General features: G+C 68.2%; 10 protein-coding genes and 1 tRNA gene. 9 read left to right on the top strand and 2 right to left on the bottom strand.

Features of this window, described 5'->3' with window-relative positions; translation table 11 throughout:
- Positions 1-102: 102 nt before the first annotated feature.
- The gene (locus tag ABZV38_RS12240) at positions 103-282 is read right to left on the bottom strand and encodes a hypothetical protein (protein ID WP_356326707.1); all 180 of its coding nucleotides are present in this window, start codon (positions 280-282) and stop codon (positions 103-105) included.
- On the opposite strand from ABZV38_RS12240, the gene ABZV38_RS12235 reads away from it, so the two are divergent.
- Positions 250-322: transfer RNA gene (locus tag ABZV38_RS12235), tRNA-Thr, on the top strand. The two genes, ABZV38_RS12240 and ABZV38_RS12235, sit on opposite strands and share 33 nt — an antisense overlap.
- Positions 323-488: 166 nt before the next feature.
- Here the strand turns inward: ABZV38_RS12235 and ABZV38_RS12230 are convergent.
- Positions 489-3,116: a SpoIIE family protein phosphatase gene (locus ABZV38_RS12230; RefSeq protein ID WP_356326706.1), complete on the bottom strand. Its 2,628-nt coding sequence runs from the start codon at positions 3,114-3,116 to the stop codon at positions 489-491.
- Positions 3,117-3,518: 402 nt separating this feature from the next.
- Between ABZV38_RS12230 and ABZV38_RS12225 the strand changes: the two genes are divergently transcribed.
- The 8 genes from ABZV38_RS12225 to ABZV38_RS12190 all read left to right on the top strand — a co-directional run bounded on the left by ABZV38_RS12225 (position 3,519) and on the right by ABZV38_RS12190 (position 17,148).
- Positions 3,519-8,951 carry a HAMP domain-containing protein gene (locus ABZV38_RS12225; protein ID WP_356326705.1) on the top strand — a complete coding sequence of 1,811 codons (5,433 nt, stop codon included), beginning with the start codon at positions 3,519-3,521 and terminating at the stop codon, positions 8,949-8,951.
- A gap of 244 nt (positions 8,952-9,195) precedes the next feature.
- Positions 9,196-9,873 carry a response regulator gene (locus ABZV38_RS12220; RefSeq protein ID WP_356326704.1) on the top strand — a complete coding sequence of 226 codons (678 nt, stop codon included), beginning with the start codon at positions 9,196-9,198 and terminating at the stop codon, positions 9,871-9,873.
- 167 nt (positions 9,874-10,040) lie between these two features.
- The gene (locus ABZV38_RS12215; RefSeq protein ID WP_356326703.1) at positions 10,041-12,815 is read left to right on the top strand and encodes a DNA translocase FtsK; all 2,775 of its coding nucleotides are present in this window, start codon (positions 10,041-10,043) and stop codon (positions 12,813-12,815) included.
- Between the two features lie 219 nt (positions 12,816-13,034).
- A complete protein-coding gene (locus ABZV38_RS12210) occupies positions 13,035-13,835 on the top strand; it encodes a RodZ domain-containing protein (RefSeq protein ID WP_356326702.1) in 801 nt (266 codons plus the stop codon).
- A 122-nt stretch (positions 13,836-13,957) separates the two neighbouring features.
- Positions 13,958-15,436, top strand: a complete 1,479-nt coding sequence (gene rimO / locus ABZV38_RS12205) for a 30S ribosomal protein S12 methylthiotransferase RimO (RefSeq protein ID WP_356326701.1) — start codon at positions 13,958-13,960, stop codon at positions 15,434-15,436.
- A complete protein-coding gene (pgsA, locus tag ABZV38_RS12200) occupies positions 15,433-16,152 on the top strand; it encodes a CDP-diacylglycerol--glycerol-3-phosphate 3-phosphatidyltransferase (RefSeq protein WP_356326700.1) in 720 nt (239 codons plus the stop codon). The genes rimO and pgsA overlap by 4 nt, the downstream gene beginning before the upstream one ends.
- Positions 16,149-16,658, top strand: coding sequence for a CinA family protein (locus ABZV38_RS12195; protein WP_356326699.1), 510 nt, complete (start codon positions 16,149-16,151; stop codon positions 16,656-16,658). Before pgsA ends, ABZV38_RS12195 begins: the two co-directional genes overlap by 4 nt.
- Positions 16,659-16,767: 109 nt before the next feature.
- Entirely contained in the window at positions 16,768-17,148 is a 381-nt protein-coding gene (locus tag ABZV38_RS12190) for a helix-turn-helix transcriptional regulator (protein WP_356326698.1), read from the top strand.
- The last annotated feature ends 137 nt before the right edge of the window (positions 17,149-17,285 follow it).

Raw genomic sequence — 17,285 nt, 5'->3', positions numbered from 1 at the left:
AGCGCCGATGGTACTGCAGGGGGGACCCTGTGGGAGAGTAGGACGCCGCCGAACAATTATTCCGGGAAAGCCCCGCACCTCTGGTGCGGGGCTTTTCTGCGTTCACGGGGATGCCGGCTCGCCGTACCTCGTGGCGGGCGACAGCAGGTTTCGATAGGTGTCGGCGAGAAGGTTCGCACTTCGGCCGCGCGTGGTTATGAATATCCCTGAGTTCAGGGTATGCTCTATCTCGTTGCCGTCGCGCAGCAGGCCCCAATAGCTCAGTCGGTAGAGCGTCTCCATGGTAAGGAGAAGGTCTACGGTTCGATTCCGTATTGGGGCTCAGGTAACGTAAAGGCCCCCGCCATTGGCGGGGGCCTTTTGCATGTCTGCTGCCTTCAGGTTCTTTCTCCTGCTGGGAGGCGCAGGGCACTCGCGGTCACGTTCCTCACGAGATGGTCCGGATTGCCGGTGCCGGGGACGACGAGCAGTTCACCGCTGAATCGCCGTCAGTCCGTGGGCGGTTCGGGGACCCGCATCGCCAGGATGGCCATGTCGTCGGAGGCCGGTTCGGCGGCGAAGCGTTCGACGGCCCGCAGAACACGGGATGCCACCGCTCCGGCCGTGAGGCCCGTACACATGGTGAGGACGTCGGCCAGGCCGTCGTCCCCCAGCATGCGGGTGCCTTCACGGCGCTCCGTCACACCATCGGTCACGCAGAGCAGGACATCGCCGGGGTCGAGGGTGACAGTCTGCTCGTACAGTTCGAGGTCCTCGATGACGCCCAGCAGCGGCTGCGGTTCGGCCGCTGCCTCGACCGTGCCGTCCTGGCGCAGACGCAGCGGCAGGGGATGCCCGGCGCACACCACCTTGAGGAGTGCGCTGCCGTCCTCCTGGGGCCACAGCTCTCCGTAGAGGAGGGTGAGGAAGCGGCTGCGGGAGCCCTCGTCGAGGATGGCGGCGTTGAGACGCTCCAGGACGGCCGGGCCACCGAAGCCCTCGCGGGCGAGCAGGCGCAGGGCGTGGCGGGCGAGGCCCGTGACGGCCGCAGCCTCCGGACCCGTACCGCAGACGTCACCGATGGCGAAACCGTACGCGCCGTCGCGGATCGGGAAGACGTCGTAGAAGTCGCCGCCGACCTCGTTGCCCTCGCCGGCCGCACGGTAGATGACCTCGATCTCGACATTGGGGACGTCGGGAAGGCCCGGCGGCAGCAGGCTGCGCTGCAGGGACTGACTGATCGCCATGCGCTCCGAGTAGAGACGGGCGTTGTCGAGGGCGAGGGCGGCGCGGCGGGACAGGTCCTCGGCCAGTTCGAGGATCTCCTGGCGGAAGTGGTCGTCGGACGGCTTGCCGAGCGTGAGCATGCCGATGACACGGTTCCGGGCGACGAGCGGCAGGACCACCGTCTCGCCGCCCACCGCGGCTGCGGTGGCCAGCGTCGTACGGATGCCGGAGCCGAGGGTGGTGGACTCGCCGAGGCCGAGACTGCGCATGGAGATGCGCAGGGCCGCCTCGTGGGCGGCCGCGGAGGGGGCGGCCCAGACCCGGGCGCCGGGTGTCGGGACGGGGTCCGGCGGGGAGATCTTGGAGAGCAGGGCCTTGAGGCCGTCGATGAGCTCCTCGTCCTCGTGCAGCACATACGAGAGGTACGGCTCCGAGGACTGGTCGGCGATCGTGTAGACGGCGCACCAGGTGGCCAGGGTGGGAACCGTCATCTGGGCCATCAGCGCCAGCGTCTGGTCCCGGTCGAGCGTGCCGGCGAGGAGGTCGGAGGCCTCGACGAGGAAGGACAGCGAACCGCGGCGGAGCCGTTCGAGTTCGCCGAGACGGGCGGACTCGACGGCGAGCGCGATGCGGTCCGCGGCGAACTGGAGGCGCAGGGCCTCCTCGTTGGTGTACCGGCCCGGTGCTTCGGCGGCGACACCGAGTGAGCCGGTGAGTCGGCCTTCGACCTTCAGCGGAACGGTGACGACGGAGCGCATGCCGGTCCCGCCGAGCAGGGGTACGGCGCCGGGTACGGCGGTGAGGTCCTCGTGGACGGCGGGCATGCGGGCGGAGCCGTACCGGCCGGTGCCGGCCTCGACGGGGACCCGGGCGAAGCGCTGACGGGCGGAGGGGAGGCCGGTCGTGGCGCGTACCTCCAGTTCCGTCTCGTCGTCCGTGGCCAGCAGCAGGAAGGCCGAATCCGCGTCGAGCATGTCCCGGGCCCGCTCGACGGTGCGCTGGAGCAGTCCGTCGAGGTCGTCGGGGGCCGGGGAGCCGATGAAGACCTCGAACGGGTCCGTGGTGCGGCTCTCGATGCCGGTGTCGGAGACGGGGGTGCGGACCGGGGACTGGAGCACGGCGCGCTCGTAGTCGCGGACGAGCAGACAGACCGTCGACGGTTCGCCCTGGGTGTCGCGGACTCTGAGGTGCGAGGCGTAGACCGGGATGGTGCGGCCGTCGGCGCCCCGGATCCCGTAACTCCCCTCCCAGCGGGAGAGCTGGAGCGCGTCGGCGATGCCAGTGTTGGTGCCGGGGGTCTGCGGCCAGGCCGCAAAGTCGGTGAGTTGCTTGCCGGTGACCTGATCCGCGCTGTAGCCGAAGAGGAACGCACAGTCGTCGTTCCAGGCGGTGATGGAACCGGAGCTGTCGATCTGGACGACGGCGACCCGGACACGCTCGTCGGCGACCGGGAGGAGATCGATCGGGAGCAGGGGGCCGGCGGAGCGGATACCCACCGGACGCTCGGGGAGATCGAGCTGGAACCAGACATGTTTGTGCGTCGGGGTGTACTCGACGCCCCACCGGGATGCGAGCGCAGCGCAGAGCAGCAGACCGCGGCCGCTCTCACGGTCCGGGCTGCCGAAGTCCAGACCGGTGGTCTGGAGCGGGATCTCCCGTTCCGGATAGTGGTCGGAGACCTCGACCCGGACGCCGTCCTCCGTACGCAGACACAGCACGTCGGCGGCGGTGCCTGCGTGCACCACCGCGTTGGTCACGAGCTCGCTGGTGAGGACGACCGCGTCGTCCACGACGTCGGTGTACCCCCAGCCCTGAAGGGTGTCACGCACGAAGGCGCGGGCGGTCGCGACCGAGCGTCCGACCGGGTCGAAGGTGGCAGCCGCGCGCGCGGTGATCACAGCACTCCCCATATGGTGTCTCGTCGCTTCCCCGAGTCCTGTGCCCGTTTCTCGCCGCTTCGATTCGCCTAGCCAGGCTAGACGCTCGGTCTCGGTCCCGGGTACACGAGGGCCGACTTCGGGCAAGCGCGACCAGTATGTGGTCGGTGACCGGACAAGTGTGGGCTTCCCAACGGAGGGATGAGGGACAACCGTTGGAGGTTCCACCTCGATCTATTGCGGCCTGGTACGTTTCAACGATTTGACGTCCGCATGGTCACCCGTCAACGGTGGGCAGTGGCGGTGAGCCAATGTGGAACTGGGCAAGCTCCCAGATAAGGCCCGAACGATACGGTCAACCCCTGCGGGAGGGACACGGTGGAGTCTGGCGTGGCGGCGCGGGGATCAGACACGCGCACAAAAGGCGGACAGTCCGTGAAGAAACAGCGCAATGGAACCATCGACGTGGACGCGGCGGCGCTCAACAGATTGCTCGCGGGTCTGGTGGCGATGCGCGACGGGAATTTCCGCCGGCGTCTGACCGTCTCGGGCGACGGCGTGATGACGGAGCTCGCGGCGGTCTTCAACGAGGTCGCCGACCGCAACCTCCATCTCACCGGCGAACTGGCACGTGTACGTCGCGTGGTCGGGCGTGAGGGGAAGCTGACCGAGCGGCTGGAGACGGGGGCCTGCGAGGGCTCCTGGGCCGCCGCCATCGATGCCTCGAACGAGCTGGTCGACGATCTGGCGCGGCCGGTGTCGGAGGTCGGGCGGGTGCTCTCGGCGGTAGCCGACGGTGATCTCGAACAGCGGATGGAGCTCCGGTCGCACACGGCCGACGAGACCGTGCGACCGCTGCGCGGCGAGTTCCTGAAGGTGGCCCGTACGGTCAACAACCTGGTCGACCAGCTGTCGGCGTTCACCGAGCAGGTGACGCGGGTGGCGGTCGAGGTGGGTACCGAGGGCAAGCTGGGCGGGCAGGCGCAGGTGCGCGGAATGTCCGGTTCCTGGAAGGACCTCACGGACTCCGTCAACACCATGGCGTACCGGCTGACGGCGCAGGTGCGGGACATCGCGCTGGTGACGACGGCGGTCGCCAAGGGCGACCTGTCACGGAAGGTCACCGTCCATGTGGCCGGTGAGATGCTCCAGCTGAAGAACACCGTCAACACGATGGTCGACCAACTGTCGTCGTTCTCCTCCGAGGTGACCCGGGTCGCCCGTGAGGTGGGCACAGAGGGCGAGCTGGGCGGGCAGGCGACGGTGCCCGGTGTGGCCGGGGTGTGGAAGGACCTCACCGACTCCGTCAACACGATGGCCGGAAACCTCACCTCGCAGGTGCGCGGTATCGCCGAGGTGACGACGGCGGTCGCCAATGGTGACCTGTCGCAGAAGGTCACGGTGAGCGCCCGCGGCGAAGTGGCGCAACTCGCCGAGACGATCAACCAGATGACCGAGACGCTGCGGACCTTCGCGGACGAAGTGACGCGGGTGGCCAGCGAAGTCGGTGGCGAGGGTCTGCTCGGCGGCCAGGCGCAGGTGCCGGGTGCGGCGGGTACGTGGAAGGACCTCACCGACTCGGTGAACACGGTCTTCCGGAACCTGACGACGCAGGTGCGGGACATCGCGCAGGTGACCACGGCGGTGGCCAGCGGCGACATGACGCAGAAGGTCACGGTCGATGTGGCCGGCGAGATGCTGGAGCTGAAGAACACCGTCAACACGATGGTGGACCAGCTGCAGTCCTTCGGTTCGGAAGTGACCCGGGTCGCCCGGGAGGTCGGCGTCGAGGGCCGGCTGGGCGGACAGGCCGAGGTGCCGGGTGCGGCGGGTACGTGGAAGGACCTCACCGACTCGGTGAACACGGCGTTCCGGAACCTGACGGGTCAGGTGCGCGACATCGCGCAGGTGACGACCGCAGTCGCGAACGGCGACCTGTCGCAGAAGGTCACCGTGGATGTGGCCGGCGAGATGCTGGAGCTGAAGAACACCGTCAACACGATGGTGGCGCAGCTGTCGTCCTTCGCCGACCAGGTGACCCGGATGGCGCGGGACGTGGGCACGGAGGGCCGCCTCGGCGGCCAGGCGCGGGTCGACGGCGTCTCCGGTACGTGGAAGGAGCTCACCGACTCCGTCAACTTCATGGCGGGGAACCTGACCTCGCAGGTGCGCCAGATCGCCCAGGTGACGACGGCGGTCGCGCGGGGCGATCTCTCGCAGAAGATCGACGTGGACGCCCGTGGCGAGATCCTGGAGCTGAAGAACACCATCAACACGATGGTCGACCAGCTCTCCGCCTTTGCCGAGCAGGTGACCCGGGTGGCCCGCGAGGTGGGCACGGACGGGCGGCTCGGCGGCCAGGCGCAGGTGCCCGGCGTGGCCGGTGTGTGGCGCGATCTGACCGATTCGGTGAACGGCATGGCGGGGAACCTCACCGCGCAGGTCCGTAACATCGCGCAGGTCGCGACCGCAGTGGCGCGCGGTGACCTGTCGCAGAAGATCGACGTGGACGCCCGTGGCGAGATCCTGGAGCTGAAGAACACCCTCAACACGATGGTGGACCAGCTGTCGAACTTCGCGGAACAGGTGACGCGGGTCGCCCGTGAGGTGGGTACGGAAGGCATTCTGGGCGGCCAGGCCGAGGTCCAGGGCGTGTCCGGTACGTGGAAGGACCTCACCCAGTCCGTCAACGGCATGGCGAACAACCTGACCCTGCAGGTCCGCAATATCGCCGAGGTCACCACCGCCGTCGCCAAGGGGGATCTCTCCAAGAAGATCACCGTCGACGCCAAGGGTGAAATCCTCGAACTGGTGACGACCGTCAACACGATGGTCGACCAGCTCCTCAACTTCGCCGACGAGGTGACGCGAGTCGCGCGCGAGGTGGGCACCGAGGGCATCCTGGGCGGCCAGGCCCGGGTCCGAGGTGCGACGGGTATCTGGAAGGACCTCAGCGACAACGTCAATCTGATGGCCAACAACCTGACCAGCCAGGTGCGGAACATCTCCCGGGTCTCGTCCGCGGTCGCCAACGGCGATCTCACCAAGAAGGTCACCGTCGAGGCGCGTGGCGAGGTCGCCGAGCTGGCCGACACCGTCAACACGATGGTGACGACGCTGTCGTCGTTCGCCGACGAGGTGACGCGAGTCGCCCGCGAGGTGGGCACGGAGGGCGAGCTGGGCGGTCAGGCGCGGGTCCCGGGCGTCTCCGGTACGTGGAAGGATCTGACCGAGTCGGTGAACTCGATGGCGTCCAACCTGACCGGTCAGGTGCGCCAGATCGCCACGGTCACCACGGCCATCGCCAAGGGCGATCTCACCAAGAAGATCGACATCGACGCCCGGGGTGAGATCCAGGAGCTGAAGAACACCATCAACACGATGGTCGACCAGCTGTCGTCCTTCGCCGAACAGGTGACCCGGGTGGCCCGCGAGGTGGGCACCGAGGGGCAACTGGGCGGCCAGGCCCGGGTCCGGGACGTGGACGGCACCTGGCGCGACCTCACCGAGTCCGTGAACGAGATGGCCGGGAACCTGACCCGTCAGGTGCGGGCCATTGCGGCCGTCGCCACCGCGGTGACCCGCGGCGATCTCAACCTCAAGATCGACGTGGACGCGGCCGGCGAGATCCAGGCCCTGCAGGACAACATCAACACGATGATCGCCAACCTGCGCGACACCACGGCCACCAACAAGGAGCAGGACTGGCTCAAGGGCAACCTCGCCCGGATCTCCGGTCTGATGCAGGGGCGTCGCGATCTCGACGACGTCGCTTCGCTGATCATGAGCGAGCTGACCCCGGTCGTCTCCGCGCAGCACGGGGCGTTCTTCCTGGCGGTGCCGACCGGCGACACCGAGGCGGTGGGGGCGGACGCCGAGAAGGACGGCGCCTATGTGCTCCGGATGCGGGGCAGCTACGGCTACTCCGCGGGATCGATGCCGACGTCGTTCCGGCCGGGCGAGACGCTCATCGGCACGGCGGCTGAGGAGAAGCGGACGATCCAGGTGGACAACGTGCCGCCGGGTTATCTGAAGATCTCCTCGGGGCTCGGCGAGGCACCGCCCGCGCATGTGATCGTGCTGCCGGTGCTCTTCGAGGGGCAGGTCCTCGGTGTGATCGAGCTGGCCTCGTTCCAGCCGTTCACCCACATTCAGCGGGACTTCCTCAACCAGCTCGCCGAGATGATCGCGACGAGCGTCAACACGATCAGTGTCAACACCAAGACGGAGAAACTCCTGGAGCAGTCGCAGGAGCTGACCGAGCAACTGCGGGACCGTTCGGAGGAGTTGGAGAACCGGCAGAAGGCGCTGCAGGCCTCCAACGCCGAACTGGAGGAGAAGGCCGAGCTGCTGGCCCAGCAGAACCGTGACATCGAGGTGAAGAACACCGAGATCGAGGAGGCCCGGCAGGTCCTGGAGGAGCGCGCCGAGCAGCTCGCGGTCTCGATGCGCTACAAGTCCGAATTCCTGGCGAACATGTCGCATGAGCTGCGTACGCCGCTCAACTCGCTGCTCATCCTGGCCAAGTTGCTCGCGGACAACGCCGAGGGCAATCTCTCGCCCAAGCAGGTGGAGTTCGCGGAGACGATCCACGGGGCCGGTTCCGATCTGCTCCAGCTGATCAACGACATTCTCGATCTGTCGAAGGTCGAGGCGGGCAAGATGGACGTCAGTCCGACCCGGATCGCGCTGGTCCAGCTGGTCGACTATGTGGAGGCGACGTTCCGGCCGCTCACCGCGGAGAAGGGGCTCGACTTCTCCGTACGGGTGTCGCCGGAGCTTCCCGCGACGCTGCACACGGACGAACAGCGGCTGCTGCAGGTGCTGCGCAACCTGCTGTCCAACGCGGTGAAGTTCACCGACAGTGGCGCCGTCGAGCTGGTGATCCGGCATGCCAGCGCCGATGTGCCGAACGCCATCCGCGAGCAGCTTCTCGAAGCCGGTTCGCTGCGCGACGCCGACGCCGATCTGATCGCGTTCTCGGTCACCGACACCGGTATCGGGATCGCGTCCAGCAAGATGCTGGTGATCTTCGAGGCGTTCAAGCAGGCGGACGGTACGACGAGCCGCAAGTACGGCGGTACGGGGCTCGGGCTGTCCATCAGCCGGGAGATCGCCCGGCTGCTGGGCGGCGAGATCCATGCGGCGAGCGAGCCGGGCCGCGGCTCGACCTTCACCCTGTATCTGCCGCTGCACCCCAGTGAGCTGCCCCCGCAGGGCTACCCGCAGATCGGTCCCGGTCCCATCGAGGCACACGGCCAGGCGGTCGAGGAGGGGCTGATTCCGGAGGCCGGGGCGGGCGCCGGTCTGTCGGCGCCGCTGCACGATCAAGTCGGCTCCGCAGGGCTGTTCCGGCATCGCCGCAAGGCGCTCGGTGGGAGGGAGCGGAGGCCCGCGCTGTCGCCGAGGAGCACAGCGCCGACCACGCCGTCCCAGGAGTCGTGGGCGGCGGCCGGCCAGGAGGAGCCCGAGGCCCGCAGGGTGTTCCGGTTCGGTGGCGAGAAGGTTCTGATCGTCGACGACGACATCCGTAACGTCTTCGCGCTCACCAGCGTGCTGGAGCAGCACGGTCTCTCGGTGCTGTACGCGGAGAACGGGCGGGAGGGCATCGAAGTCCTGGAGCAGCACGACGATGTGACGGTCGTACTGATGGACATCATGATGCCGGAGATGGACGGCTATGCGACGACGACGGCGATCCGCCGGATGCCGCAGTTCGCCGGGCTGCCCATCATCGCGCTGACCGCGAAGGCGATGAAGGGTGACAGGGAGAAGGCGATCGACTCCGGCGCTTCCGACTATGTTACCAAGCCTGTCGATCCTGACCATCTGCTCTCCGTCATGGAGCAGTGGATGCGCGGAGAGTGATCATCGATTGCGCGGAGCACGATAAGTTGCTGATCGACTGTGCTCGAAAGGGTGTGAGGAGGCGGTGGACGGGGAACCTTCTGGTCTCCCGCCGCGTTTCTGGTACGTGCACAGTGACATCGCGGTGACAGGGTGTGGTGACGGGCGGGGTGCGGCTACCATGACCGGCACAAGGACGGACGGCGTAAGGGAGTCGTCCCCTGGGGCGGCGCCCGGTGCAATTCCGGGGCGAGGAGGACGGGCCATGGTGCAGAAGGCCAAGATCCTCCTGGTCGATGACCGGCCGGAGAATCTGCTGGCGCTGGAGGCCATCCTCTCTGCGCTTGATCAGACGCTGGTACGGGCATCGTCAGGGGAGGAAGCGCTCAAAGCGCTGCTCACGGACGACTTTGCGGTCATTCTGCTGGACGTCCAAATGCCGGGCATGGACGGATTTGAAACCGCCGCGCACATCAAGCGGCGGGAGCGGACCCGGGACATCCCGATCATCTTCCTCACCGCGATCAATCACGGTCCGCATCACACCTTCCGGGGTTACGCGGCGGGCGCGGTGGACTACATCTCGAAGCCGTTCGATCCCTGGGTGCTGCGCGCCAAGGTCTCGGTCTTCGTCGAGCTGTACACGAAGAACTGCCAACTGCGCGAGCAGGCCGCACTGCTCAGGCTCCAGCTCGAGGGCGGCGGCCGGCCGAGCGCGGACCACGACAAGGAGCCCGCCGGACTGCTGGCCGAACTCTCGGCGCGCCTCGCGGCCGCCGAGGAGCAGGCGGAGGCCCTCTCCAAACAGCTCGACGACGAGTCGGCAGACGCGGCAGCGGTGGCCACGGCCGCCCATCTCGAACGGAAGCTGACCGGACTGCGACGTGCGCTCGACGCGCTGGAGCCGGGCACAGGAAGCGGCACGGTCGCGCTTCCCTCATAACGCAGCCGCCGCGGAACGCCCCGGCCCGGAACCCGCGTTCGGGCCGGGACGCTGACGGCCCGTCCAGGGTGAGGGCGCGTCAGTTTCCTGCCTCTGCACGGCGACACGGTCGGGTGAACCAAGAGGCACACGTGTTCACGGTCGCCGACACCGGTAACCTCGGCACCATGGCCTCACGTACGTCCGGCAAGGGTTCCCAGGGCACGGCGGGCACCGCGAAGCGCCCCGGCCGTACCGCGGGTCCGGCGAAGAAAGCCGCGCCCGCGAAGAAAGCCGCCGCGAAAAAGAAGGCACCCGCGAAGAAGGCTCCGGCCAAGAAGGCGGCTGCGCCCAGACCTGCACCGTCACCCACCGGGGGCGTGTACCGCCTGGTGCGCGCCATCTGGCTCGGAGCGGCCCATGCCGTCGGCGCGATGCTCCGCGGCATAGGGCGCGGCGCCAAGGGACTCGATCCCGCACACCGCAAGGACGGCGTCGCCCTCCTGCTGCTCGGCCTCGCGCTGATCGTCGCCGCGGGCACCTGGTCGAATCTGCGCGGGCCCGTCGGCGACCTCGTCGAGATGCTCGTCACCGGCGCCTTCGGCCGGCTCGATCTGCTCGTACCGATACTGCTCGGCGCCATCGCCGTGCGGCTGATCCTCTACCCGGAGAAGCCCGAGGCCAACGGCCGTATCGTCATCGGACTGTCTGCCCTGGTCATCGGGGTGCTCGGGCAGGTGCACATCGCGTGCGGATCACCGGGCCGCGAGGACGGCACCGAAGCCATGCAGGACGCGGGCGGACTGATCGGCTGGGCCGCCTCCAAGCCGCTGATCTACACCATGGGCGAAGTCCTCGCCGTACCACTTCTCCTGCTCCTCACCGTCTTCGGACTGCTCGTTGTCACCGCGACTCCGGTGAATGCCATTCCCCAGCGGCTGCGACTGCTCGGCTCCAAGCTGGGGATCGTCGACCCGGAGTACGACCCCGAGGCGGATGACGAGAGCGACGACGAGCGGTACGGCGAGCAGTGGCGCGACGCGCTGCCCGCCCGCTCGCGGCGCTCCTCCGCACGCCGCTCCGAGGTGCCCGAGGAGTACGACCCCCAGCAGGCGGAGGCCGAGGCGCTCTCCAAACGCCGCAGGCCGCGCAGGCCCTCCGTGCAGCCCGCGATGAACCGCACCATGGATGCGGTGGACGTCGCCGCGGCTGCGGCCGCCGCGCTCGACGGGGCGGTGCTCAATGGCATGCCGCCCTCGCCCATCGTCGCCGACCTCACCCAGGGCGTCACCGTCGAGCGGGACCGTGAGCGGTCCGGGGGCACCCCGGTGCCCGGCGCACGGGAGGCGGAGCGGGCCCAGGGGGCAGGGAAGCCGGAGAAGAGTGGAGTGCTCTTCGACGGCGTACCCGATCTGACGAAGCCCGCGCCCGACCGCTCGCAGTCCCAGCCGCTGCCCGCCCGCGCCGAGCAACTGCAGCTCTCCGGCGACATCACGTACGCGCTGCCCTCGCTCGACCTGCTGGAACGCGGCGGCCCGGGCAAGACCCGCAGCGCGGCCAACGATGCGATCGTGGCCTCCCTGACGAACGTCTTCACCGAGTTCAAGGTCGACGCCGCGGTCACCGGCTTCACCCGCGGACCGACGGTCACGCGCTACGAGGTGGAGCTCGGCCCGGCCGTGAAGGTCGAGCGGATCACCGCGCTCGCCAAGAACATCGCGTACGCCGTCGCCAGCCCCGACGTCCGGATCATCTCCCCGATCCCGGGGAAGTCCGCCGTCGGCATCGAGATCCCCAACACCGACCGTGAGATGGTCAACCTCGGCGATGTGCTGCGCCTCGCGGACGCGGCCGAGGACGACCACGCCATGCTGGTCGCGCTCGGCAAGGACGTCGAGGGCGGGTATGTGATGGCGAACCTCGCGAAGATGCCGCATGTGCTGGTGGCCGGTGCGACCGGTTCCGGCAAGTCGTCCTGCATCAACTGTCTGATCACCTCGGTCATGGTGCGGGCGACTCCGGACGACGTACGGATGGTGCTGGTCGACCCCAAGCGCGTCGAACTGACCGCGTACGAGGGAATCCCGCACCTGATCACGCCGATCATCACCAACCCGAAGCGCGCCGCCGAGGCACTGCAGTGGGTCGTGCGGGAGATGGACCTCCGGTACGACGACCTCGCCGCGTTCGGATACCGGCACATCGACGACTTCAACCAGGCCGTGCGCAACGGCAAGGTGAAACTGCCGGAGGGCAGCGAGCGGGAGCTCTCCCCGTACCCGTATCTGCTGGTCATCGTCGACGAACTCGCCGACCTGATGATGGTCGCTCCGCGCGATGTCGAGGACTCCATCGTCCGCATCACCCAGCTGGCGCGCGCCGCCGGCATCCACCTGGTGCTCGCCACCCAGCGGCCTTCGGTCGATGTCGTCACCGGTCTGATCAAGGCGAATGTGCCCTCCCGGCTCGCCTTCGCGACCTCATCGCTTGCCGACAGCCGTGTCATCCTCGACCAGCCCGGCGCCGAGAAGCTGATCGGCAAGGGGGACGGACTGTTCCTGCCGATGGGGGCCAACAAGCCCACCCGCATGCAGGGCGCGTTCGTCACGGAGGGCGAAGTCGCGGCGATCGTCCAACACTGCAAGGATCAGATGGCGCCGGTCTTCCGTGAGGACGTGGTGGTCGGCAGCGCCAAGAAGAAGGAGATCGACGAGGACATCGGCGACGACCTGGATCTTCTCTGCCAGGCAGCGGAACTGGTCGTCTCCACCCAGTTCGGCTCCACCTCGATGCTCCAGCGCAAGCTGCGGGTCGGCTTCGCCAAGGCCGGCCGCCTCATGGACCTCATGGAATCGCGGAACATCGTCGGACCGAGCGAGGGGTCCAAGGCGCGCGATGTCATGGTGAAACCGGATGAACTGGATGGAGTGTTGGCACAGATCCGCGGGGAAACTGCATCGTAAGGGTCTGGTGAGCAACCGTTTCGTCGGGTCGTACGTCAAGTTGAGGGGAGGGGCAGCAGGATGTCCTTCCAGAGGGCGTCCGGCGAATGGGACGGCGTTCGCATCCGATGGTGTTCGAATCTGATGGCGTACAAAGTCCTTCCTCCCGGTTGCCTCACCCTTTCGTACCCCCCCTAGACTGAACACCCAGCAGGTGGCTCACGCTCGAAAGGCGCCCCCGTGTCCATCGGCAACTCCCCCGAAGACGACCGGCCTTCGATCGGTCGAGTGCTTGAGCAGGCTCGTATCGCCGCAGGTCTCACGGTCGAAGAGGTCAGCTCGTCCACCCGGGTGCGCATCCCCATCGTGCACGCGATCGAAGAGGACGACTTCTCCCGCTGCGGCGGCGACGTGTACGCCCGCGGCCATATCCGTGCCTTGGCGCGTGCCGTTTCCATCGATCCGCAACCGCTGGTTTCGCAGTACGACGCCGAGCACGGCGGCCGTCCCGCGCCCACGCCCGCGGCGCCGATGTTCGAGGCCGAACGGATCCGTTCCGATCCCCGTCGGCCCAACTGGACCGCGGCCATGGTCGCGGCGATCATCGCCGTCGTCGGCTTCGTCGGCTTCACCTTCTTCAAGGGCGCTGACGACGGCGGCACGGCGGCGCAGGTCGCGGAGGGCTCGACGCCCAACACGACCAGCCCCAAGCCCAAGCCCACCAAGACCGCCGATCCCAAGCCCGTACCGTCCGACAGCGCCATCGCCGCGGCCCCGCGGGACAAGGTCACGGTCAAGCTCAGCGCCACTCAGGGCAAGAGCTGGATCTCCGCCAAGGACCACAACGGGCGGCTGCTCTTCGACGGGCTGCTGCTGCAGGGCCAGTCCAAGACCTTCCAGGACAAGGAGCGCGTCGACCTCGTCCTCGGTGACGCCGGTTCGATCGAGCTCTTCGTCAATGGCAAGAAGGTCGAGGACAAATTCCAGCCGGGCCAGGTCGAGCGGCTCTCGTACACGAAGGGCGACCCCGAGGTCGGCTGACGGCCATGTCTGCAGCGCGAGCGCCCGGCAATCCTGCCCGGGCGCTCGCGTCAGTGTTACTCCCTGTAAGGGTGGAACCCTGCTCGGCGGGGTGAGTGCCAGGACAAAGTAGTCTTGAGCCCATGCCCGAACGCCGTACCGTCGCCCTTGTCACTCTTGGCTGCGCCCGTAACGAGGTGGACTCGGAGGAGCTGGCAGGCCGCTTGGCAGCGGACGGCTGGGAGCTCGTCGAGGATGCCTCCGACGCGGATGTCGCCGTCGTCAACACCTGTGGATTCGTCGAAGCCGCCAAGAAGGACTCCGTCGACGCCCTTCTCGAAGCCAACGATCTGAAGGATCACGGCCGGACCCAGGCCGTGGTCGCGGTCGGCTGCATGGCCGAGCGCTACGGCAAGGATCTTGCCGAGGCCCTGCCGGAAGCCGACGGGGTCCTCGGTTTCGACGACTACGCCGACATCTCCGACCGCCTCCAGACCATCCTCAACGGGGGCATCCACGCCTCGCACACCCCGCGTGACCGCCGCAAGCTGCTGCCGATCAGCCCGGCCGAGCGGCAGGATGCCGCGGTTGCGCTGCCCGGGCACGCGCAGGAAGCCGCTCCGGCACCCGCGGACCTCCCGGACGGGGTTGCGCCGGTGTCCGGGCCGCGCGCGCCGCTGCGCCGCCGGCTGGGCACCAGCCCGGTCGCCTCGGTGAAGCTCGCCTCCGGCTGCGACCGCCGCTGCTCCTTCTGCGCCATCCCGTCCTTCCGCGGCTCCTTCATCTCACGGCGCCCCTCGGACGTCCTGCAGGAGACCCGCTGGCTGGCCGAGCAGGGCGTCAAGGAGGTCATGCTGGTCTCCGAGAACAACACCTCGTACGGCAAGGACCTCGGCGACATCCGGCTGCTGGAGACGCTGCTGCCGGAGCTCGCCGATGTCGACGGGATCGAGCGGATCCGGGTCAGCTACCTGCAGCCCGCCGAGATGCGGCCCGGCCTGATCGACGTACTGACGTCGACGCCGAAGGTCGCCCCGTACTTCGATCTCTCCTTCCAGCACTCCGCCCCCGGGGTGCTGCGCGCGATGCGCCGCTTCGGGGACACCGACCGCTTCCTGGAGCTCCTGGAGACCATCCGCAGCAAGGCGCCGCAGGCCGGTGCGCGGTCGAACTTCATCGTGGGCTTCCCCGGGGAGACCGAGGCCGACCTCGCCGAGCTGGAACGCTTCCTCACGGGTGCGCGACTCGATGCCATCGGCGTCTTCGGGTACTCCGACGAGGAGGGCACCGAGGCGGTCGGTTACGAGAACAAGCTCGGCGCCGACGTCATCGCCGAGCGGCTCGCGCACATCTCGCAGCTGGCCGAGGAGCTGACGTCGCAGCGCGCCGAGGAGCGGCTCGGAGAGTCCCTCCAGGTGCTGGTCGAGTCGGTCGACCCCACGGAGGACGAGCCGCGCGCGGTGGGGCGTGCGGCGCACCAGGCACCCGAAACGGACGGCCAGGTGCTCTTCACCGGGCGCGAGGGCCTCGTGCCGGGCCGTATGGTCGACGCAAAGGTGGTGGGCACCGAGGGAGTGGACCTGGTGGCCGAGTGTTCCGAGCTTGCGGAGGCAGCCAGATGACCGGAGTCCCGGCATCCGCGGCAGGCGGATCCGGCACGAAGCCGGTCCGCGGCGGCAAGCTGGGCACTGCGGCCGTCAACCAGGCCAGCCTGTGGAACATCGCCAACATCCTGACCATGGTGCGGCTGCTGCTGGTGCCCGGCTTCGTGATGCTGTTGTTGCACAACGGCGGCTACGACCCGGCCTGGCGCTCGTTCGCCTGGGCAGCATTCGCCATTGCCATGATCACCGACCTCTTCGACGGTCACCTGGCGCGCACGTACAACCTGGTCACCGACTTCGGGAAGATCGCCGACCCGATAGCCGACAAGGCGATCATGGGTGCGGCACTGATCTGTCTGTCGTACCTCGGCGATCTGCCGTGGTGGGTCACAGGTGTGATCCTCTTCCGCGAGATCGGCATCACCTTGATGCGGTTCTGGGTGATACGGCATGCGGTGATTCCGGCCAGTCGCGGCGGGAAGATGAAGACGCTGGCGCAGGGGACGGCCGTCGGGATGTATGTCCTGGCGCTGACCGGTCCGCTGGCCACGTTGCGCTTCTGGATGATGGCGGTGGCCGTTGTGCTGACGGTCGTCACCGGGCTCGACTATGTGCGTCAGGCCATTGTGCTGCGGCGCAAGGGGCTGGCGGCTGAGCGGGCTGCTGCGGCCGACGGGGCTTCTGGGGTATCCGAGTCCGCCGGGGCTTCTGATTCCGCTGAGGCCGAGCGGTGACTGCCGCGGCCCGGGTGCTGCAGCTGCTCGTGGAGCGTGGCGAGACTCTCGCCGTCGCCGAGTCGCTGACCGGCGGCCTGGTCGCGGCAGAGCTGACCTCTGTACCCGGTGCCTCGCACTCCTTCCGCGGGTCCGTGACGGCGTACGCCACGGCCCTGAAGCGGGACGTGCTGGCCGTGGACGGGGCCCTCCTGGCGGCGCACGGGGCGGTGGATCCCGAGGTCGCGCGGCAGATGGCGACAGGTGTGCGGCGCGTTCTCGGTGCAGACTGGGGCTTGTCCACCACCGGCGTCGCGGGACCCGAGCCACAGGACGGCAAACCCGTCGGAACGGTCTATGTAGCGGTCGCGGGGCCGGACGGCACGGAGAAAGTGGTCGCGCTGCGGTTGAACGGCGACCGGGCGGACATCCGTACAGAGAGTGTACGGAGCGTGCTCGAATTGCTCTCCGGCGAACTCGGCGAAGATGCGAGCGCACAGGATACGGAACAGAACGGGGGGAATTGATGTTTGCAGCCCTGAGTGAACACGACATCGCTCCCCGCACGGCCGCAGCGCAAGGCGGTACGGTGGGGCGTGAAGGATGCGGCTACGCGGTCCGAGGAGGGAGCCACCGATGATTCTGCTCCGTCGCCTGCTTGGTGACGTGCTGCGTCGGCAGCGCCAGCGCCAAGGCCGTACTCTGCGCGAAGTCTCCTCGTCCGCCCGAGTCTCGCTCGGCTATCTCTCCGAGGTGGAGCGGGGGCAGAAGGAGGCATCCTCCGAGCTGCTCTCCGCCATTTGCGACGCGCTTGACGTACGGATGTCCGAGCTCATGCGGGAAGTGAGCGATGAGCTGTCGCTGGCTGAGCTGGCCGAGTCGGCAGCCAGCGATCCGGTACCTGTACCGGTGCGTCCCATGCTCAATTCCGTCTCCGTGACGTCGGTGGCAGGTGTGCCGACGGGACGGGTGACAATCAAGGCACCCGCGGAAGCGGTGGATGTCGTCGCCGCCTGACCCGCGCACTCGGTGTGCACAGAAAGCCCCGGTCGGCCCCTTTTGGGGCAGGCCGGGGCTTCTGCGTGTGCGGGGGCTCGGACGGGGGATGTGCAGGACGAGGCGCCCAGAAAGTCTGTATATCAGCTGAATTTCTC

Source organism: Streptomyces sp. NPDC005181 (genome assembly GCF_040608395.1).
Lineage (GTDB): Bacteria > Actinomycetota > Actinomycetes > Streptomycetales > Streptomycetaceae > Streptomyces.
This window is presented reverse-complemented; position numbering and strand designations above follow the sequence as displayed.